At 50.3% G+C, this 20,084-nt stretch carries 13 protein-coding genes; 3 read left to right on the forward strand and 10 right to left on the reverse strand.

Annotation, left to right across the window (positions count from 1 at the left end):
• Positions 1-680: 680 nt before the first annotated feature.
• The 6 genes from WNY37_RS18595 to WNY37_RS18620 form a co-directional block, all read right to left on the reverse strand.
• Positions 681-4,097, reverse strand: a complete 3,417-nt coding sequence (locus WNY37_RS18595; protein ID WP_342974966.1) for an AAA domain-containing protein — start codon at positions 4,095-4,097, stop codon at positions 681-683.
• 197 nt (positions 4,098-4,294) lie between these two features.
• Positions 4,295-4,594 (reverse strand): HigA family addiction module antitoxin, encoded by a 300-nt coding sequence (locus tag WNY37_RS18600; protein ID WP_342974967.1) that lies wholly within the window; start codon positions 4,592-4,594, stop codon positions 4,295-4,297.
• Positions 4,591-6,474, reverse strand: a complete 1,884-nt coding sequence (locus tag WNY37_RS18605) for a TniQ family protein (protein ID WP_342974978.1) — start codon at positions 6,472-6,474, stop codon at positions 4,591-4,593. The genes WNY37_RS18600 and WNY37_RS18605 overlap by 4 nt, the downstream gene beginning before the upstream one ends.
• 17 nt (positions 6,475-6,491) lie before the next feature.
• A complete protein-coding gene (locus WNY37_RS18610; RefSeq protein ID WP_342974968.1) occupies positions 6,492-7,496 on the reverse strand; it encodes a TniB family NTP-binding protein in 1,005 nt (334 codons plus the stop codon).
• A 2-nt stretch (positions 7,497-7,498) separates the two neighbouring features.
• Positions 7,499-9,628 carry a Mu transposase C-terminal domain-containing protein gene (locus tag WNY37_RS18615; protein WP_342974969.1) on the reverse strand — a complete coding sequence of 710 codons (2,130 nt, stop codon included), beginning with the start codon at positions 9,626-9,628 and terminating at the stop codon, positions 7,499-7,501.
• Positions 9,625-10,308 (reverse strand): hypothetical protein, encoded by a 684-nt coding sequence (locus WNY37_RS18620; protein WP_342974970.1) that lies wholly within the window; start codon positions 10,306-10,308, stop codon positions 9,625-9,627. Before WNY37_RS18620 ends, WNY37_RS18615 begins: the two co-directional genes overlap by 4 nt.
• Before the next feature lie 695 nt (positions 10,309-11,003).
• Here WNY37_RS18620 and WNY37_RS18625 point away from each other — a divergent pair.
• Together WNY37_RS18625 and WNY37_RS18630 are read left to right on the forward strand one after the other, a co-directional pair.
• The gene (locus tag WNY37_RS18625; protein ID WP_342974971.1) at positions 11,004-11,297 is read left to right on the forward strand and encodes a hypothetical protein; all 294 of its coding nucleotides are present in this window, start codon (positions 11,004-11,006) and stop codon (positions 11,295-11,297) included.
• A gap of 145 nt (positions 11,298-11,442) precedes the next feature.
• Positions 11,443-12,852, forward strand: a complete 1,410-nt coding sequence (locus WNY37_RS18630; protein ID WP_342974972.1) for an exonuclease domain-containing protein — start codon at positions 11,443-11,445, stop codon at positions 12,850-12,852.
• A gap of 21 nt (positions 12,853-12,873) precedes the next feature.
• On the opposite strand, the gene WNY37_RS18635 is transcribed toward WNY37_RS18630, so the two are convergent.
• The 4 genes from WNY37_RS18635 to WNY37_RS18650 all read right to left on the reverse strand — a co-directional run bounded on the left by WNY37_RS18635 (position 12,874) and on the right by WNY37_RS18650 (position 18,836).
• Positions 12,874-13,251: a hypothetical protein gene (locus WNY37_RS18635; RefSeq protein WP_342974973.1), complete on the reverse strand. Its 378-nt coding sequence runs from the start codon at positions 13,249-13,251 to the stop codon at positions 12,874-12,876.
• A gap of 344 nt (positions 13,252-13,595) precedes the next feature.
• The gene (locus WNY37_RS18640; RefSeq protein ID WP_342974974.1) at positions 13,596-14,558 is read right to left on the reverse strand and encodes a nitrilase-related carbon-nitrogen hydrolase; all 963 of its coding nucleotides are present in this window, start codon (positions 14,556-14,558) and stop codon (positions 13,596-13,598) included.
• Entirely contained in the window at positions 14,548-17,781 is a 3,234-nt protein-coding gene (locus WNY37_RS18645; protein ID WP_342974975.1) for an RNA-directed DNA polymerase, read from the reverse strand. The genes WNY37_RS18640 and WNY37_RS18645 overlap by 11 nt, the downstream gene beginning before the upstream one ends.
• Positions 17,778-18,836: a CHC2 zinc finger domain-containing protein gene (locus WNY37_RS18650; RefSeq protein ID WP_342974976.1), complete on the reverse strand. Its 1,059-nt coding sequence runs from the start codon at positions 18,834-18,836 to the stop codon at positions 17,778-17,780. Before WNY37_RS18650 ends, WNY37_RS18645 begins: the two co-directional genes overlap by 4 nt.
• A 458-nt stretch (positions 18,837-19,294) precedes the next feature.
• Here WNY37_RS18650 and WNY37_RS18655 point away from each other — a divergent pair, with 458 nt between their 5' ends.
• Positions 19,295-19,840, forward strand: a complete 546-nt coding sequence (locus WNY37_RS18655; RefSeq protein WP_342974977.1) for an RNA 2'-phosphotransferase — start codon at positions 19,295-19,297, stop codon at positions 19,838-19,840.
• The last annotated feature ends 244 nt before the right edge of the window (positions 19,841-20,084 follow it).

A 20,084-nucleotide genomic window follows, 5' to 3' on the forward strand; every position in this document is an offset into this window, starting at 1 on the left:
TCCGAGAATATATCTAGAGCTTACCCCTAATTAGATTAAAGTCTAGCTTGACACCTGCGTATGGGCGCCATTCTGAGCATTGTCGCGAGACGAGATACTATGTGGCTTTAACGATGTCACAGATCAAACATGCCTGTTAAATATTGCTCGTAGCGTCGCGAAAGCACCTTAATGCGGCACGAGTTATTCAAAGCGGTTCGTTCCCCACATGGTGAACGCCCCTAGCCCTAGCCATGTGACATTTCGCACTCATAAAGACATGATCTTCCATTTCATCCGCTACCTTTAGGCGGCTGCAATCTCTTGGCGCTTTCTTACATCAAAAGTTGTTAACAGCTGGTCGTCGCACATGGCCGAGAGAGAAATTTCGCTGGATTCGCCATCGTTCAGCCTGAGCGACCAACAGAGACACTCAAAGAGCCAAAAACCCGCTTAAGGGGCATTTAGGAGCATAACTAATATACTGACCTACAATGTAAGATGACACGAAGTTTGGCACCTAAATTTTCAGAATACCTTTAGATTTTATCAGGTTAACCTCACTGCGTCGACAAAAGACTGGCGCTTTTCGACATAAAATATGTCGCTTTTCCAGATCAAGCAGCGAAGATCACAGAACGCGCGAGACCACTCCACCAGCGCACGGCAGGTTGGGTGAAAAGAGTGATTTCGCGGAGGAGTTAGCGTTGCTCGCGGGCACCTAGGCTTTGCTTGATCACGTCAATCTCGCTTTGAAGGTGCGAGCCATTGTAGACGATTGACGTTTCATGGCGTGCATATCGGCCTTTTCGATCAGCGCTCAGCCAGTTGTAGGATCCGATGCAAAGACGGTTGGCGTCGACGATGACAATCTTACTATGCAGCTGACGCACCTCGTGAACGCGAACCCCTGCATCCTGCAACGCAGACTTTGCAGCTTCCAACTGTGTCACGCCGTCATCGTATTTGAGCTGGTTCAATAGAGGATCTGCGAATACATCGATTTCTGCCCCGCGCGCCACCGCACTTTGAAATGCATCTAGTAATCCTGCACGTTTCATTGTTGAGGCAATGATCCACGGGCTGACAATGGTCATTTCGCGGGCTGTGGACAGGGCATCAATCAGGAACCGGTCGTGTTCTTCTGCGTCTCTCAATGTCGAAAGCGGGTGACCTGAATCCTGAAGGTCGGAGCGTGGCTGCGCAGTAAACTCAATTACTCCATCGCTCTGAGAGAACAGACATTCAGCCAAGACCGATCTAGGCGTGCCTTTCGCAGCCGACGAAAATACATCCATATCACCGAATACAAGAAAGCTGTCTTTCGCACGCGATACGGTCACGTTCAGCATACTTGGTGACATGTCGATGAAATGCCCGTCGGCATGTTTGGAGTAAACCGGTGAGAACAGGACGATTGGTCGCTCAGCCCCTTGAAGCGAGTGAACCGTGCCAACGGTCATTTTCGCGTCAATGCCTCGTTCGGCACAAGCGCGTTTGATTTCTTGCACCTGCCGCCCGAAGGGTGTGACGACACCGACTATATCTTCCAGTTTCTTGTTGTATTGGCCTTCAAGGTCCTGCCGATTTTCGGCAAGCCAGTCTGCAATTGTTGCAGCCTCGGTCGCGTTTGCGCGGCTGCCGCCATAGCTCAGAGCCATACCATCGATATGTAGGTAACCCATCGACGGCACAGCGTGACCCTCGGGAGCACTGCCTCTCATCGGCTTGAGCGATCCTTTGTAGCAGAGCCTATTGCTGAAATTGATGATTTCGTCATAGCAGCGTCGATGCTCGAACAGGTAAAGCCCTCGCTCTAGATCTGGGTAGGGCTCATAGACGCACGCTTGCTGGGCGAGACGCATTACACTGCCGTCAACACTACGCATGCCAGTAGCAGACAGTGTCGCCAAATCGTCCTCAGCATAGTTCTCTTTCAGAAAACCCGCGCTTTGCAGGTTGCCGATATCGACTGCTTTGGACACGGACGAGATCGGCTCAATCTGTTGGGTATCTCCAATGACTAATGCGCGCTTCGCTAGAGCGAACGAGGGTGCCGCAACCTCTGGCAAGACTTGTCCGGCTTCATCAACAATCAGCAAATCGATGAAGTCGAATAAATAGCCGGTGCCCCATTCACCGCCGGACTTGAGACCAAAGCTCATTTTGCCTGGCAAACTCGCAAACGTGGAGACAGCACAGGGCGTCAGCATCATACGGCGGTGCCAGCGTGGTTCGATTGTTTTCCGCCCAGTCTTTCGTTGCGAGGCCACGATTTCGTCCAGGCTATCGTCCATTTCCAGAAGCCACCGTCCCTCCCAATAATGGCAAGCCAGTCGGAAAAGATGAAAACGGGTGTGGCAATCGGCAAACCTATCGACGTCCAATGCATCAGTTGCTGGAACGGCCGGCGCACCAAGATTTTCCGTTGCGCGCGCCCATGCTCTCTTCGCCTGATCCAGATTTTCTAACGCTGACCGTGCTGCCTCATATCTGGACTTGGTGGTTTGAGCAGCCTCCTGTGCAACTCGAACCGCATTTCGCAGGCTATTCCCCAAACTTTCAACCGAACTGACATCGGAGAAATCCAGCGTGCAGCCGATGGCTTCCAGTGCAACACGCCCTTTCATAACTCTTTTTCGAGCCACAGATGGAAGAAAGTTGAACATTGCGAGAAAGACAGATTCATCAGCCTGATGTTTGGCCCACCCGGATTCCCAAGCCTTGTGACGCTCAAGCTCTGCCGCGCCGTCCTGCATAGCTTTTTCTAGCTGCAGCAAAGCTGTCTCGGCATCGTCGCCCAATAGGTTGGCAACTTTTGATGTTGCCTCCTCAACCCGTGTCCGCGAATTGTCCGCATCAGACAGTTTCGCAACCTCTTCAGCAATCCGCTTGTGTAAGGAAGACACGATCTCTTTCACGTCTGGATTTTCAAGGTCAGGAAATGCCGATTTCCCTGCCTCCAGGAAAGCGTCTCTGGCGCGGGGAACATAGTCATGGCTTTCTAGTTCACTGAAGAACCGCTCAGTTTGATACCGGCGAGCAGCCTCGGCCTCTTTTGATTTTGCTGGAAGAAACAACCCGTAGCTTTTGAGGTCTGGCAACCAACGACCCGCGAATGGGCCTTCGCCTTCTGAGAAGTCCTTGCCGAACGCGTCGATAATGTTTGTTACAGCCTGGTTATTGGTGGATGCCGCGACGATCACCGGTGGAGCACTTTCTTCCAGCGCTGCGCGAACCCACGCATCTGCAATGGCCGACAAGAGCATTGTCGTCTTGCCTGTTCCAGGAGGCCCGTTGACCGCAAGCACATCGCTGGGTTTTCCGGTTGAGAGATATGAAAGAACCTGACGTTGGTGATCCGCGAGCGGAAATTCATCGCTGGCATGTCCCAGTCGATTTATGAAGTTCGCTTCCGTCTGAGGGGAAAGCTCCTTTTTGGCTGAAGGTGGTCCGGCCAAATTTTCTAACAGCGGCGCTTTGTGTTTTTCACCAAGTAGCGCGTCATAGAGACTGATAACTTGCGCAATAGCTGCGGCAGCCTCACCGGAAACCTCCATAAATCCCACGCCGGCAGAGACATAATTGTCATCGTCAGATGGCCACCCAGGCGACACGGCATCGAGCATAGCACGACAGTGCTTTAGATATTGGTCCCAAACAGGGGAGTTTTCGTCAGGCGAGAAGGGCGATGCTGAAAGAAAGGTGTCGAAATCTTCAACCTTGCCGAGCGAAAAAACATCGTTGGGGAGTGGCTTCAGAACGTCTCTCGCAATGACGTTTCGGGACGGTCGAATGTTGCCGTCTCTATCGACAATCGCCTCTGTAACTACAGGTGCGACGATTTCTGGAAAACCATTGGATATAGTCGCACCGTGGGAAGTTTTCCGGGCCATGACCATCGGCCAGATTTGTACGGCTACCACCTTGGTATCCGGCTTCTGTCCTTCAAAAACTCTGCGGACCTGGTTCTTAGGCAGCAAACCTTCGCGCAGGATGTCTTTTGATAGTTCGATGAAACCCTTCCGATCCAGCTGCCTGAAACGACCCCGCCCCAATGCACCATCCGCCAACGACGCACGCCAGTAACCTAAAGTCTCATAGAACCCACTATTCATCGCAATCTGCCAAATTCAGCGCCCGCACCGTACAATGGGCTGGTGCGAGCTAATTATTCAATACAACCCTAGGCATAGCCTGATTTTCAGATAGGTGACAGGCCCTTCAGGGCGGTTTTCCACCGAGCACGGGTGCGTGGAGCTGCATTTTATCAATCCACCGCTCGGCAAGTCCTTGGAAACACGCCCGGCCGGATTCATGTGGCTGTCTTTAATGTCGGAATACCTGACACATCTACATCGCGAGAAGCATGCCACACATCATAGGCGCTCTGCATTTGAATCCAGATGTCGGCACCGTTTCCAAACAACTTGCCCAGACGGATAGCCGTTTCTGGGGTTACAGGTTTGCGTTCTCCCAAAATATCATACAGATGCTGGCGGGAGATACCGAGCAAACGAGCGATTTCTGCTTTCGGTTTTTTGGTCGCTGGCAGCAACTCTTCTCGCAGCAATTCACCGGGATGTGTTGGTGGGCGTTGCGGGTTTCGTGTCATTGTCTTTTCCAATCAGGTTGCTCGACAAGTGCCATAGTTGAAATCCTACTTGAGGTTCGGGCCGGGGTTCGATTTCTGGAGATGCGTCCAGGACAAAAGAGATTTTCTAACTTTGGGGTGCGTTCGTAGATTTTGCTGAACCTCGCACCCAAAGGAAGCGGTTCGACGCCTGCCTTTTCGAGCTTTGTCGCGACATGAACTGCTTGTGTCCCCGCAGCATGTGCCATCATTCCGAGCGTTGCGTGATGCTGCAAGAATTCTGACATCGCACTCGAGCTTATCAGTGTCATCGGGCGCCGAGATCGGTGATGTCTCACCGACTGTGCTCTAAGTAACGAATTTCGCACCAACAATGTCACGGTTGGGTCGTTGACACGAAGTAGGCGCTTCGCGTCTTGCTTGGTGTAACCTCCTGGCGCCGGAGCTTGAATCTGATCTCGCAAATCCTCTAGGTCCGCAAAACAATCTTGGACTCCGACTGCCGTTGGTAACCTGCAAAGGGAACTTAATGAACCGGATTGGGCAGCTTGAACGACCTCCTCGAAATAGCACTTGGCGTGTGTGCATAGCTTGATCAGTAGAATATGATCAGTTGGAATATTGGTGACCACCCTTGCATGCTTGAAGACGGAAGCCGTAAATTCATCAAGGTCGTCAGGATGATAGACCGGTAACATAGAAGGAAAGTCGAACCTTGGTTTCAAAATCTGAGCGTTAACCAGACGTTGTAACATGCTGAGGTGAACGCCAATCTTTCTGGCAGCAGGTTTCGGACGAAGACACTGCGCAAATTCGTTCAATATTGGATCGTATTCTTGCGCTGAAAATTCGATGCGCTCGTGGCAACCATCCTTACCTAACCCCAAACCCAGGACCAAGCTTGTCATACCTGGATATTTCAAACTGTGCTGCTTGGCCGCAGAGGTGATATTGTGAATTCGCCGCTTACGACAGGTTCGGCCGAAAAGTACATCTCCCGCACCAAACGGGTAATTCTCAAACGCAAATTCAGTGACAATATCCAAGAGTTCGGCACATCTGACACCGCTGTGATCGACACGATATAGCCACCTCGCAAATGCCCCGAAATCCGTATGAAACCCTGGTTTGGGACTGCCTGACGCTTCTCGAACTACACGGAAGGCACTGGACAGTGATTTGCGCCCACTCTTCATCGCTTCAAAGGCGCTATCCGCAGCGCGAGATATTTCCCCTGGTTTCAAGTCGGAAGGATTTCGAGACGCGCCAAAACGGATGACTGTTCCCAAATTCAATGCTAGGCAACAGGTCACATCAAAATTGAAGTTGTCGCACCATGCGTCTGTTTCAAAACCTCTGATACGGCTTGCAAGGTATGTTTCCCAAGCCAGGTCGCCGTTGACCAACTCGACAGTTTCAGCGGAACGCCGGATGCATGCCCAGTGATCTCGGATACGCTGATAGAAATCATAAGGGCATCTTGGATATTCGGCATCCGGAAGACTGAGCATGAGGGTGCGATGCACATGACAAACTTGGTAACAGCTGAGCAACCATTCCACTCGGCAGTGCCGTCCTAGCTCCCCAGCTACCTTTAGATCTTCGACGAGGCATAAGGGACATACTTTAAGCGTGCCCCTATCAAGCGTTTTTCTAGTAAGATGTTGTCCGTTTACTTTGTAAGCGCGATGCCCTCGAACGCGGACTGTATAACGCCGCAGTTCTTCAAGCGAAATACCAGTCAATTCCGACATGCCGGAAATCTCAGAGCATTCACCAACAGATACTGCTCGCCACGAAGCATTCATATCAGCACAAAAGTCTTGAGCAAAACTGGCACCGTTGCGTGCAGCAACCCTGCCCACAATTGAATTTGCTGGTTCGCCCGGGAAAGGGCGCACGGACAATCTTAAGCGCCTCATTTCTTCCTCCGCATTTTAGCTGGAATGTCTGTTTCGTCGGAAGAATCCTTAATGCTCGGGAGTAACCGTCGAGGGTTGATCGCTGAGTAGTTTTTGCGAACAAAGGGGTTAAGGTCGTTGGTACATCCGGTGCGGCGAAGAAATTCAGCGATGAAGTGCTGCTTGCCCAGCGTGGCCTCTTGGCGACGAAGGCATATTTCAATGGCACCGATAACGATCTCAATAAGGATGCCGAACTCATTCGCAGCAGCGTGTATCAAGCGAGCAGTAAAGTCATCGGAGGTCAGCTCAGGATCGGCATCAATGCTTATGGCCGAACAATATTGCTGAACCAAGGAGCGCACGTTGCGACCGTCGTCGATTTCATCGAGCTGGCCAAAACTAATCGGTATGAATCGCCGGCCAAGCTGAGGATCCAAATTCAATAGCGCCAGAAGATCCGGCAAGCCGCTCAAGACTATGCTCACTGGCCAATGCTTGTTTTGCATCACTGACTTCAGTGTGTTGACGACTGCGAGCATTTCTCGTTCGCTTTGAGATCCCATCAGATCTTGAGCCTCGTCCAGATGAAGAAACATTACCTGAAGCTCTCGCAGATGGCTTTGCACCAATTCCCAGATGATGCCCGCAGTTCTGTCACGCATGAGTGGGTATCCAAGCCCGCTCAAGCAAGAAATGCCTACGCCTTTCAGTGTCGCAGGCGATGGTACGAGAAAACTGGCAATGTCTGCCGTCTCTTCATCGTCAGCTAACAGTGACAATGACGGATGCTTCCGAAATAGATGTTCGACAGTCGTTGATTTTCCGCTGCCGGAATTCCCAATGACGGCAATGCCGCGAGCTTCGGGGTGAAGGCCCTGCGCAATTTCTGCGCGCCTATGATCTTCAAGGTTGCAAAGCGCGTCAGACAAGTCATTGAAGCATTGGCGTGGCATGAAGCGGCTCCGCAACCGGGCCAGTTCCATGTGGATTTCGTGGGACAATCGATTTGAGTTGGTCATGATTACTCCTCCAGTTTCCATTCCGGTTGATCGTCGGATTCAGTTTCGGAATTCGTGATCTGAGAATGTTGAACGTCCGGTTCTGTTGGGTGGATCGGATCGATCTTTCGCCCGAACGGAACGTTGGTGTCGCTCTGCGGCGGGGTTTCCGGATGGTTGAAAATCATTCCGGCACAGAGGTTGTTTTCGAGGTACGCAAGACGCTCCTCCGTGTACTCAGGGTCAACGAGCCCGCCGAGCTCGCGCGCGTCATCCACAATCTTGCGAATTTTCTGGATGGCCCGATTGCGCTGCGGCAACGTGAGCTCAGCTTCGGCTTCGTGGCGTTGGCGCAGTTCACGCATGACACGCGTCCAGTGGGCCATTGAAAGCCCCTCGATTTCCTCGCCATTCAGTGCACGGGCTTCGTGCCAAATTCGACCAATTTCGACGGAAACTGCACCAATGTTGTCGGGGTCAATACGGACCCGAACAGGCTTGCCTTTGTTGTCTCGCCGAAACTTGATCAGTTCTTTGCAATCGTAATGATTGGAGAACAGGACCACACCTTGCTTGGATGGGGTTCGAGTGAATTCATATCCCAGAGCTGCTCTGCGCGTATTCAGATCTGGGGGTTCGCTCACATCATATGTAGCGACTAGTTGCCTCCACCTGCTTGCAGGAGATTGGTGCCCAGGAAGACCTCGATGTGGATGGTGATGGTAGTGATCAACCACCCAGATCGTCAGAATTCGTGTCAGGTCATCATCGGTTAGAACCGTTCGCTCTTCCGAAGGGTAGTCTCCACGAGACATAGGATTGCTAAACGTGCGGCCCGGCAAAAGTGGCATGATTTTTCGTGCCATTGTGCCGAACATACGTTCTATTCTGCTGCGCAATTCCGGAATTTTCACCGGCGGAAATAGGATCATCGAGCCAAGGGTGTTGATGGCGACAATGAACATATTCGAGCGGAAAGCAGAACCGGTATCCGTGCAGATCAAATGTGGCGTGCCAAAGAAATCCCATGTGCCTTCCGCTCCGGCAGCGCGCGCGAGGTCGGTCTTATCTTTCAAAATCTGACCGAGTACCCTCCGCGCGGCGTCGGAATTAGGACTTGAGCAAACCGTCAGGGCGAGAATGCATCGCGTTGAGCAATCTATCGCGACATAAATCCAGCGGCGCCCATCCGGAATGTCGTCGCGGATATCTTTTGGAAGTTCATTCCAGATATTCAGCTGCTGGAATTTTGTCCGAACGTCACCTTCCCATTCATCGATTTCAACTCGTTCCAAGGGATAGAGAAGATCAAGACCTCCTGTGGTTGCCGAGTTGTCCGCACGCGCTTTATCGATACCATTGCGTAAGACAGCGACTTCGAAAGGGTCCAGCCACTCGATACGGCGCACTATTGTGCGTTCGCTGGGAACGCCAAGGAGCTTCTCTCCATTTTTTGCGCGGCGCTCGTTTTCCTCAACTAATGCATCACGCGCGTCTTTCGCGATGGCGTTATTTTTGGGGTCTTCTCGATTGATCGCCGCTTTTACAAAACACCTGATAAAGTCTTCGGTATCCGCACAAAAGCCGAGGCTTTTTTCTTTGCCGGTTCGATAGCGAGGGATCAGAGCTGCTGGATCGTAGTGATTTTTTCGGAGTTTGCGATAGAGTTTAAGCAGTGTTTCGGGAGCATGTGGTTTCCTCTGTTGTGGTAGCTTGCTCCCGCCACGACGGGCTCCAGTGTCAATGTTTCGAACCGCCTCTTGTTCGAGAAATGTGCCAACGATCTCCTGCCACTTTGCCTTGAGGCTGGATGGCGTCAGGACGATCGCGCCGGCCCTCCGAAATGCCTCTAGGTTCATGCATTCCATGTAGGCGAAGATCGCTGCATCTTGATCTTCGGGGTGCGCATTCTGCAGAGCCTTGCTTCCCGCCGTGGCCGCTTTCTTCAGGCGTTCATGAGTTCTTGCGCCTGGAATATAGCGCCAATTGTTTGTGCCCCTGAGAAACCCAATTTCCGTTCGACTTAGTGTTCTTGGCGGCCCGGTGCCCTTGTCTTTAGGATTAAATATGCAAAGTGTGTCGGTCTGGTATGAACACCAGTACGGCTCCCCAAATATGATGAATGTGTCAGTGGGATCATAGTTGAAGATCATGCTGGTACCTCTGGCGATACCAACGTTTGCAATCCAATTTTACCTGGTGAAAGCGATCTCAGCTTGCCCTCAATGATCGAGCGGAAACCGGCCCGGAAGCCACGACGCCCCAACCCGCTTTCTTCAATTAGATTTGCCAATGTGATAGGAGCGAGTTGCTCTCGTGCAGCAAGAACGATCAATGAATCAGCTTCAATGTCCGGTTTCTTGCTGAATTCATGATATCGCTGGGCATTGAGAGCTTGAGCCCGCCTAAAATCCGCCTCGCTCATTAGAATGACTTCGTCAGCAAAATCGCTTGGCAGTTCAGCACGCACGTAGCCTAGCCTTAGATCAAAATCATACTTAGCAACATGATCAATGGGCTTGACGGCCACACAGTAGCGGAGGCCGTTGGCCAGTTGGACCCAGTAGTCGAACGTATGTTCGTGCCTGCTGCCATCCGGAAGATGGAACGGAATCGGCCTTGGCTGATCCCAAACATCGACCACATCTCCACGCGAACAGATCAACAGAATGCACATCAACTCGAGCAAGCTCTCGTAGACAACGACCTGGCTTTGCCCGTTCAACCTTAGTACCACGGTGCCCCTGCAGCTAGCGCGAGACCGCCAGTTGATCTTGCGAGTGCTTCTGGATGGAATAGGCAAGGCAAAGCCTTGAGGGCGCAGCTCACTCATGATGCAAACCTCTAATTCTGATGGTTTGCGAGTGAAATTGGTATGCGCAGCTGTTCACGCACTGAGCGTGTTTCATATAGGTCATCGCGACCCCTTTCGATTGTCAGAACTCTCGGTCTGGCGAGAGATCACTCACGCCAGGCGCTTGACTTTTTCTGCGAAAAGGGGGATCAAAGACTTAGATCTAGGGTGTCTATGATGCCCGAATTTAGAAAGGGCTGAGAGCGGGAACTCTCAGCTCTTTTTCATTAAAGTGGCTACATTTCATCATCCTCCGTTTGGGCGGTGAGCTCCGGGTAGCGATCCGGCCAGATTTCTGATGGATGGCTCTTCCCGAGATGACGGCAGATGGCCTGCTGTATGAAGTGAGATTTCACACGTCCCTGGCAAACCGCTGTGACGGTACTGGGCGATCTGCCAAGCTCGCGAGCAATTTGAGACAAGGTTATCTGCTTCTTTTTAAGCTGATATCGGATGTCATCGTGCAAATCTAAATCTAGTATCATGCGGCACCTGAATAGTATCGCGTTTGGGTCAGAGAAAACGCAACCAGTTACCGTTTTGATAGGCTTCACCGAATCATCGAGTCAACAAAAATATTTTAGCAGAAACAGTGAGTTATGTGCTAACATCGAGCTGTTAGCAGCGGTGTTAGGTGGGCTGTTAGCGTTTTCAAGAAAAGTTCAGCAAAATCAATGTTACTGCTTGCTAGTTACCGCGAGCTTCCATTGTTGGCACAACATGTTGTGTGGCCAGGAGATTCTCTTGAGAATCCGCATCTGGTCGGCTTGACTATGATGCTAGGCAAATCCGCCGCCTCTGAAGAGCTTGTTCTTGAGTTCAAAGGCGCGATAGCAATAATTTCTCAGACGATGCAAAGCTGTCGTTGGCCAACCCGCGCGCTTGATGCTATGCAGTCCGCAGAAATGGACACTAGACGTTTCAGCAAAGACACGGATACTTCAAAGCTCAAATGGATGGCTGTGTAATTTCGTGCCTAGTAAGCCGCAGTTCATTCAAGTGTGGTCAGGAATACGTGGGCCATAACGACTGGCAGGTACATGGGTTATCGTTGAAACGCAGGAAACAAGATCCTTTTAGCGTCTCCGTACTCTGGGTGAACAGGTTCAGAACATGGGTTTTGTATTCTATGATTTCGAAACGACAGGGGTTTCAGTCGCATTCGACCAACCGCTTCAGTTCGCTGCGGTTCTCACAGACGAAAGACTTAATGAAGTCGAACGGGTCGAATTGCGGTGTCGATTGGCACCACATGTTATTCCTTCTCCGTACGCATTGATCGTAACTGGTATTTGTCCCGAACAGCTTGTTGACCCGGATCTACCGGAGCTCTTTGAGTTTACTCAGGCCATTATGGATTGTTTGACGCGATGGTCGCCCGCTACGTGGGTTGGCTATAATTCCATCAGATTTGATGAAGAAGTCCTACGCCAAGCATTCTATCAAAATCTCCAACCGAAGATCTATGCCACACAAATGAACGGCAACAAGAGATTGGACATTCTCACGGCGGTCTATGCAGTATGGTGTCGCAACCGAAGCTTGTTAAACTGGCCGATTGACGACAAAGGCCGACCGGTTTTTAAGTTGGACCGTTTGGCCCCTGAGAACGGGTTCGACAGTCATGATGCGCATGACGCGCTCGGTGACGTTGAAGCCACGCTGCACCTAGCACGCAAAATCGCTTTTGGTGATCCGGAACTTTGGTCGAGCCTACTTGAAAACCGCGACAAAAAGCGTGTCTTAGATAAGCTCAGCAACTTCCAACCATTTGAGCTTGTTTCGCGGTTTGGCGGAGGACCTCCTGAGCCCTACATCGGCTGCTTTTGCGGAGTTTCCCCAAGCAATCCTTCGGTGGCGGCTTTTTTAGACCTCGAGAAGGCTGATCCATCTGAACTTATTGAGGCCAGCGATACGACGATCCTTCGAGCAATCAACGGTTCACCGAAGGTAATCCGCAGGTTAAGTATCAACAAAAACCCTGCAGTCTTCTCTCTTGAATACCCAATACCCAAATACTTGAACAAGGCGAACATTGTTGCAGCAAATCCCGACTTTAGAGCTCGTGTCGCACGCCTTCTGGACGAAGAGAAGCTTGTAGATGCTTCAGCAGGTCAAAAACCTGTTGAGAAGCAGATCTATGGAGGGTTCTATTCCAAGAGTGATCAAGACCTCTTGACTGAGTTTCAACGCGCGGATTGGGCTAGAAGGCAAGAAATTGTTGGTAAACTATCCGATCCACGTCTTCGGCAGCTTGGCCGTAGACTAATTGCTTTCTACCAGAATAATCTATTGACTGAATCGGAGACCCAACAATTTAGAACCTTTGTCTTAGAACGCTGGAACAGCCCCGCTTCGCAATCTGTCGAATGGACGACCGCTGAATCAGCCTCGCGAGCAATTCATGATCTGCGATCCCGATCTGACGCAGATCATGAATTGCTCAACTCGATTGAAACGTTCATAGCCGGTAGAATATCTCAGATGCAGTTGGAAGTACCTAAGTCTGCCCCGCTTGCTTGATACGATTCTCATCGAATTACATCATGATTTGACGACAACGAGCTCTTTAAAACGGCCTGAACGCAAATCGTTCCTAGAATAGGCTGGTGATGCAAAGTGGTGGCGTACCCCACTAAAACTGTCATACCCGAAAACATGTAGGCGGACTTCTGAAATTGGGCTGAGCAAAAGTAGATCCTCCAAGTTTTCGCAATTTTCGATTTTGTCGCGAAGAGATGGAGGTGGTTCATCTATGTACACTAGAGGTTGACGTTGATCAAAAATTCTAACCAAGGCACGGCGACCAGGCTCAATGACTGGAATCTGAGAAGCATTAGACTTGAGGCTAAAATAGATCCAACTTTCTGAATCATTGAACTTCTTAACTCCAAGTCTTGTGACGACTTCAACATCAATCATGTCGCGCCGCCCGGAATTCTCGAAAGCGCAGACGTACAACACTTTGTCGTTTCCAACTGTATAACGGCAAATCTCTTCACCGAACCTCACGCTTGGAAGCCATTTATGATTCAAGATCCACCAAACTACGTATGAGCCTAGAGCGCCGAGGAAAAACGACAGCATGTGAGTAAAAATTGGGTTCTCTATGATATTCTCAATTAAAACCATTAATCTTACCTTGGGGATGTAAATCCGTGTGATTGATACCAGCTGACGCGGCCAGAAATATGTTAGACTGTATCAGGACAACAGCGCCCTTAAATTCGTGGAATTCGGACTCTGACAGCACAAGTAACATCACGTCATATGGTCACATTTTTTGGCGTAAGCTCTTTGTTTTCTTCGAAACCAGGTGGAAGGCTTTTAAGCTCTGGCTGGGCGTTACCCTTCTGGCCGTCGCTTAGGGCCCACAATGGCAGTTTCACTATCTGCGCATTTGACAGCTCTTGACCACTATGACGGTATATTAGTCGTCGAAATGGCTCTCGAAATGGGCTTACCGCAAGTGATCCACCAAATTGCCCACAATTGCAGACAACAACATTACAAAACAGAGTTCTGGAAAGCGCTTCGGCCATATGATCAAATGAGGTGGTGTCACGATTGTATGCCAAGATGAATAGCGTTTGGATTTTGTTGCGGTACATAACTACTCTGTCCAAATCCATGAAATCGTAGCAAATTGCGACCCCAAATTTGCCAAGGTCGTTACTCTCAAATATCCAAACAGTTGGGTGAGATTTGAAGGAAACTGGCCCACCCACAATCCTCTTTAGTTTTTTGTCTTCAGCGGGTGCGGGATACGTTTTGCCAACTCTGCGAACGCTGGTTTGTCGGGAAACTTGCTTCCCATTCAAACGACGAGGGACAATCACCAAGGCTTCGTTCAGCACCATCGGTTCGGGTGCACCGTCAACAATCCTATAGTCCATTCCAGCAATAATGATCGCCTCAAGCTGTTCTGCTGCCCTCCTAAGTTGCTTCTCGAAGCCGAGCGGTACAGCTAATTCAGGCAAGAGTATGATATCAGGAGAAGGATCAGAGTTTTGGATTTCTTGAGATGAGCCATCTTTAACCCTTTCCCGAAGTGCCCCCTGAGCTCTCAAAGAGGCGAGAAAATGTCTGATTTCCCTCTTGGCACGCAGCTCCTCATAGTGCGCCATTTTTAGACAGTTCTGCCAGTTTCCGTCAGAGTTATCGACCCAAGCAGCTTCGGCATTTAGCGACGTCTGGATTACACCGACATGAAGATGCTCACTCAACATTCTCGCCTCCCATAGGGTCGTTAGCCTCGGCATTTTCGGTTCCCGCCGCGAAGTCTTGCAGTTTGAAAGGGATAAGTTGTCTCGGCCGGTTTGAGGAAACCGAAAGCTGGTTTTCTTGGAGAACACCTTGAGCGATGTTCACACTTTCTATCAGGTCATCCAAATCATTTATTTGGTCCGGATCAAAGGCTACATCTCTAACGGGTTCCCCATCATCCAAGGCGAACAAATCGGGTCGCAGTGCGATGTTTCTGGTCTCTGCGGGCCGCGCAGCAAGGCAGGCATCTAGCAACTGTGTGGTCGCTGAAGAAACTGCGAGTTCACTGTAAATCCGAGATCTTGGAAGTGGGTAAACTCGCTCGTTGCCTCGGAGATTCCATATTCGTGGTGCGCTGTGATCTGCTCGCAAAAGACCGAGAAGAATACGCCCAACAGCCGTGAACCACCGTTCGAGCTGCGTAGACGGAATGCCTGATCGAAAATCGTTGGCGAACCGGTAATCCAGTAGGCTGGCTTTGAGTGGCTGCACTACGATCTTACCGTTCTTTTCGTTACTTATGAAATTCCGCCATTCTTCCCAACCTAACTTCGAACTCCCAATCTTCTCGTTCAGCACATCGAACCATTGGTGCGGTAGCAAAACGTTGGCGGGGTGCAAGCGATCGAGTTTACTGAGGTCGTGACCAGCTTCTTTGGCATCATCAAGCAACCGTCTGACAATCTCGAGGGCGGTCCATTCACTTCGTCTCGGGTCGAAGGGACTCAATTCCTTGAGTTTTTCTGTCCATTCTATGAGAGAGATATTTTGCGTTTTTGCCGCATCTATGGATCGTATTGTACGAGAAAACGCGTTCTTTGAGCTTTGCCTTGCCTCTAGATATCTCGCTGCATTTCCTTCAATGACCTGACGCAACCAGCCTGAGTCGTCCTGTGGCAACGCTTCAGAAGAAAAAAGTAGTTCTTTCCAAGCATCGTCAGGAAATGCTTCAGGAAAGCGGCGGGCAGAACTGAGATCTAGTTTCTCACTAAAGTCAAAGCTTCTAGAAACAGCGAGCCACGCGGACGAAGGATGTGAATGGGTGCCGACAATGCTTTCAGCAAGGTGAGCCCACACGCCTGCGGACCAACCCGTTGCCTCGAGCCAAGCCTTGGCAGGACTAGCGGGACGTACTGGCACAAACTTCTGCGAAAGAGATCTTAGATCCCTAGCAAGGCCCTGATACCCATTCTGTGTTAGCAGTTCAGCAACCTGTAAGAGAGCGACTCCGAACTCGCGCCGACCAACAGCTTGGAACCATGTCTCGCGGTCTACAGGCAGAACAAACACACCAATGTCGAGGCTCGCAATGTCTTTGAGGTAACTTTCGGCTGCCTTTGTTTCAGATCTTAAACTATCGCAGGCTATGAGCCGGGCAGCAGACGCCAACATTGCTTTGGCCATTATCTGTAAAGACAACGCCGTGTAATAATCTGCCCAAGTCTCTCGTTGCTCAGCACGCGTTTCCTTGAGCCAGTCTGAAATCTCGTTGATTCCCCTATAGCCCGTGGATTGGCAATATTGATGGATACGATAAAAAAGACGAGCTTTTCCGGGATGCTCTCGTAGCGACTGGAGCAGCAGCAAGAAACACCGCTTAAGCAGCTTATTTTCCCAGACCTCCTGTCCTGTCGTCAAGCTTGCGAATTGGTCCTTCAACTTGCCCAATTTCGAATTGTATTGTTCAAGGTCCTCTTCTGTTGACCTTTCCGGGTCCGGCTTGCGACTTTGATGCTCGGCAAGCCGCCTAGCCACGTCAACAACGCCGTCAACCTCCTGAACAAGTACGGGCACTAAAGATGCAATCTGCCCTGCTGCAAACGAAGCTCTTGTATCAGGGCGAATCTCACGCTCTGGTATATCGGCGAGCAGGAGCCACTCAAGCATTGTAAGGCGCTCATCTAGATCATCGTCGTCCAGAATGTGAATGTCAGTCGTGGCAATAGCGGAGACTTGCGCTAGCGTCTTGGTCATCAATTTCGTCGGATTCTTTCCATCCAAGCGAGTTTCCTGTACTGCCTTTTTGTATTCTTCGGCCGATTGCTCTGCGGTTTTGCCCTTTCTTCGCTTCCCCATCCACGCCGCTAGCTCAGGTGGATCATACTTTTCAATATTAACTGTCGCTCCGATGCCGGCGCTGCTGAGCAGTTCTTCATACCAATCAATCCAATCGCATAGCGTATTGAAATCAAACGCGATGATTGTGTGATCATCCACGAAGCGAAAGTGAGCAACGTCTTTGCACTGGCGGAGTCTGTCGGCGACGGTCCTGTCAATTGGCAGCATGGCGGCATTTGCAAGAAATCCCGATACAAACAGCCCAGTAGGGAGACCCTGAAAACGCCGTGCGTTGAATTCCGGTTTTACATTTTTAAGTGATTGGCTCGTCATTCCAGACATGTCGAGCTTAAAGTTCAGCATCGAATTGAGTAGGTTGCTCATCTTCGGATCATTGAGCGCCCCAGCCAAATTCAGCCCCTTTAGAACGGCATCCACTTTCAAGTTCGGGTAGAATTTCTCAAGGTCAATTGACGCATGAAAGAGCTCGCTCTTTTCACTTGAGGCGGGGTCTTTGTTCCACCAGTCTTTCCTAAAGTAGACTAAATCTTCGCGTTCTGCCGTCGCCTCCGCCAATTGGTCCGCTACGTCCATTTCATCCCAATTGAGCTTTGATTTTCGAACCATCATCCTTGCGGTCAGCGTGACGTGTCGACGAAACAGCGGCCAACTATGTTGAAACCTCCGGTAAAGGTGACCGCTTGCGTGTCTATACGGTCCGATTTCAAGCTTTGACTGCCCAGCTTCGTCTGGCTCGTACCAAGCCGGTCGATACAGCCTGTTGCCATAACTCCAAGGCTGCATCATCCGGTCTAGTTCCGGTCCTAATGCGTTTACAACGGCAATCCATGCGACTTGGTCTTCAATCGCAATGTGATAATACTGACGATCATCCGGCCTCTCTTCAGAGATCTTTTTGGGGCGAGGTAACGGACGTAACTTTTTTAACTTGTACGATCCGCGTTCAAACTGGCGGTGTATCTTTAGTAAACTCTGCTCCAAGTCGATTTCGAATGCTGCTACTTCTGCGCTGTCAACAAAGCCATCAGCCGCCCGAATTAGTGCTTTTGTTTTGGTCCATGCATAGTTCAGGTTTTCTGGTTGCAGCAGCCGTTCTAGGACACTCATATTTTTGTCTTTCCTTCACACAGAAGTGCATTCACATCTGTCGCACCACTTCTAGGAGCGGTTCTTCGTGTCGCTGCCACGCCAAATCTTGCGAGCTCTTTTCTGAGTTTTGACGCTCTTGCGTCTCCAGCCTCGTCCCAGTCTAGGAACAGCTCTACTTGCTTTCCTCGCAAGGATATCATGTCGTCCTTGGAAAGAGATGCCGATACACCGATAAAACCGATCGCCTCGCAACCCATTTGAACAGAAGAAAGGGTGTCAAGAACGCCTTCGCAGATTGCTATTCGTTTGACCTTTTTGTTTCTCAGCGCATCAGAATTATAAAGACGCCTACGGCGGTGATTCAGGTTTCGCCAACGATTACTTTGGTCAGCATCGTCAATGCTCCGGGATTGAAAATAGGTGATTTTTTCACTCTCAAAAAAAGGAAACAGAATAGAGGTTGGTGGCAAGATTGGCCAAAACCTCTCCCGTGTGGATTTCTTAGTCAAGAGCCCGCTATCTCTAATTCGTTCGAATCCATACTCCTCAACCAGTTCTTGAACCAAACTAGTTGCTGGCATTTGGCCAACCGAGAATTGGTCAATCAATTCTTCCGATATTTTACGATTCTTCAAATAGTCTAGCCCAGAAGCGCGCATTGGCGCTCGCGCCAGTAGCGCCCTGTAGACCTCCGAATCTGGGGTTGTTTCTTTGGAAACGGCACCATTTCCAAGGTGGGATGCCTGGCTTCGATAATTGGATATTCGACGTTCTGGTGGCGTGCGGCTTTTACTCCGGAGCAATCCGCTTTTGTCTGCCAGCCATTGCTTCGCCTCTAAGAACTCCATGTGTTGACACGCCATGACAAGGTCAATTGCTCCGCCAGACTTATTGCACGCGTAGCAAACCCACCGCCGACCGTGGTGTCGTACTTCGAAAGAGGGCGTTTTGTCGTCATGATCGGGGAGGGGGCATCTTGCCATCCCTTTCGCCGGAAGCTCCAAACCCAAGAAAGATCCGACACATTCAATCGTCAGATGGTTCAATGCCTGTGTAATTTCTTTCGCTTCCATGGATCTGAAACTACTCGAGTATCGACTCAACCAGCAAGCAAGTATGCTTCACAAATATTGTGCCTCTTGGTTGTTTCCATGCTGAACCAAGAAGAAACTCTTATGCTGTGAACGCTGGAAGTTTGCCCTGAAAGCCCGGCTTTTGAGCCCCGTCGGGGCAATGATTGAAAGACCGCCCTCAACCCTTCGCGTTGCAGTGTCGTACTAGACCCGAGCTTTTCTGGCACCGACAGACAGGCCTAGTGATCTGAAAGGCATGATTGATGAGCCGTTCTGATGGCGTAGATGCGTTCCAGCCATCGGTAATGCTGAGCTTGTTCACTTCACTGAAGACCGGTCGAAATCCAATCACAGCGAAAAGCCAAACTCGCGCTATTGCGTGAAACTACCTATTCAATTCCTAACTGTCAGGCTTCGTGGTAAAAGCCAATCAATCCAGTATCTGAAGCAATTCATCAATGAGCAGAGAAAGCAAGTTTTTGAGCCTGGTGCTTCGGCACAAGCCTGAGGAGATCGGTCTTCAGCTCGATAAGCATGGGTGGGTTCGTGTTGATGAACTCTTGCGGAAGCTGAAGAAAGCCAATCGCAAGCTTAGCCGCGACGAACTCATTCAGCTTGTCGAAAACAACGATAAGAAGCGCTTCACTCTGTCCGAGGATGGCTTGCGGATCAGGGCAGCTCAAGGTCACTCAATTGATGTGGATCTGGGTCTGGAGCCTCAATGTCCACCTGACGAACTATACCACGGTACAGCCAGCGCAAATCTTGATGCAATATTCTCTGAGGGCTTAATTTCTGGGCGTCGCCACCAGGTTCATCTCTCTTTGGATCCAGACACAGCCAAGCGCGTTGGCCAACGACACGGCAAACCTGTTGTGCTACGCGTCGAGGCACAACGAATGTTCAACGACGGTTTTGAGTTTTTCCGCGCTGACAACGGTGTCTGGCTCACAGCCAAAGTTCCAGCAACCTATTTGGGATTTGGTTCGACTGCAGAACAATAACTAAGCCCATCTATACCAGACTCGTTGAGTAGGGGTAGTTATTCAACCAGATCTACGGGCATTGAGCTTCCTATTGCGCATACGAGACACATGATGCAGAGCTTAGAATTTATCCCGCAAAAGGGATAAACCTCTGTCAAAAGAGACAAACTTCGTGTCATCTTTCATACAATGAAAGAAATGGTGAGCCCGTCCGGGTTCGAACCGGAGACCTACTGATTAAAAGTCAGTTGCTCTACCAACT

This window comes from Henriciella sp. AS95 (genome assembly GCF_038900055.1).
Lineage (GTDB): Bacteria > Pseudomonadota > Alphaproteobacteria > Caulobacterales > Hyphomonadaceae > Henriciella.

Bases quoted from the DNA above. Each gene is read 5' to 3' on its own strand.
- WNY37_RS18595 (WP_342974966.1), bottom strand. From the start codon at position 4,097: ATGAATAGTGGGTTCTATGAGACTTTAGGTTACTGGCGTGCGTCGTTG.
- WNY37_RS18600 (WP_342974967.1), bottom strand. From the start codon at position 4,594: ATGACACGAAACCCGCAACGCCCACCAACACATCCCGGTGAATTGCTG.
- WNY37_RS18610 (WP_342974968.1), bottom strand. From the start codon at position 7,496: ATGACCAACTCAAATCGATTGTCCCACGAAATCCACATGGAACTGGCC.
- WNY37_RS18615 (WP_342974969.1), bottom strand. From the start codon at position 9,628: ATGATCTTCAACTATGATCCCACTGACACATTCATCATATTTGGGGAG.
- WNY37_RS18620 (WP_342974970.1), bottom strand. From the start codon at position 10,308: ATGAGTGAGCTGCGCCCTCAAGGCTTTGCCTTGCCTATTCCATCCAGA.
- WNY37_RS18625 (WP_342974971.1), top strand. From the start codon at position 11,004: ATGTTACTGCTTGCTAGTTACCGCGAGCTTCCATTGTTGGCACAACAT.
- WNY37_RS18630 (WP_342974972.1), top strand. From the start codon at position 11,443: ATGGGTTTTGTATTCTATGATTTCGAAACGACAGGGGTTTCAGTCGCA.
- WNY37_RS18635 (WP_342974973.1), bottom strand. From the start codon at position 13,251: ATGATTGATGTTGAAGTCGTCACAAGACTTGGAGTTAAGAAGTTCAAT.
- WNY37_RS18640 (WP_342974974.1), bottom strand. From the start codon at position 14,558: ATGTTGAGTGAGCATCTTCATGTCGGTGTAATCCAGACGTCGCTAAAT.
- WNY37_RS18645 (WP_342974975.1), bottom strand. From the start codon at position 17,781: ATGAGTGTCCTAGAACGGCTGCTGCAACCAGAAAACCTGAACTATGCA.
- WNY37_RS18650 (WP_342974976.1), bottom strand. From the start codon at position 18,836: ATGGAAGCGAAAGAAATTACACAGGCATTGAACCATCTGACGATTGAA.
- WNY37_RS18655 (WP_342974977.1), top strand. From the start codon at position 19,295: ATGAGCAGAGAAAGCAAGTTTTTGAGCCTGGTGCTTCGGCACAAGCCT.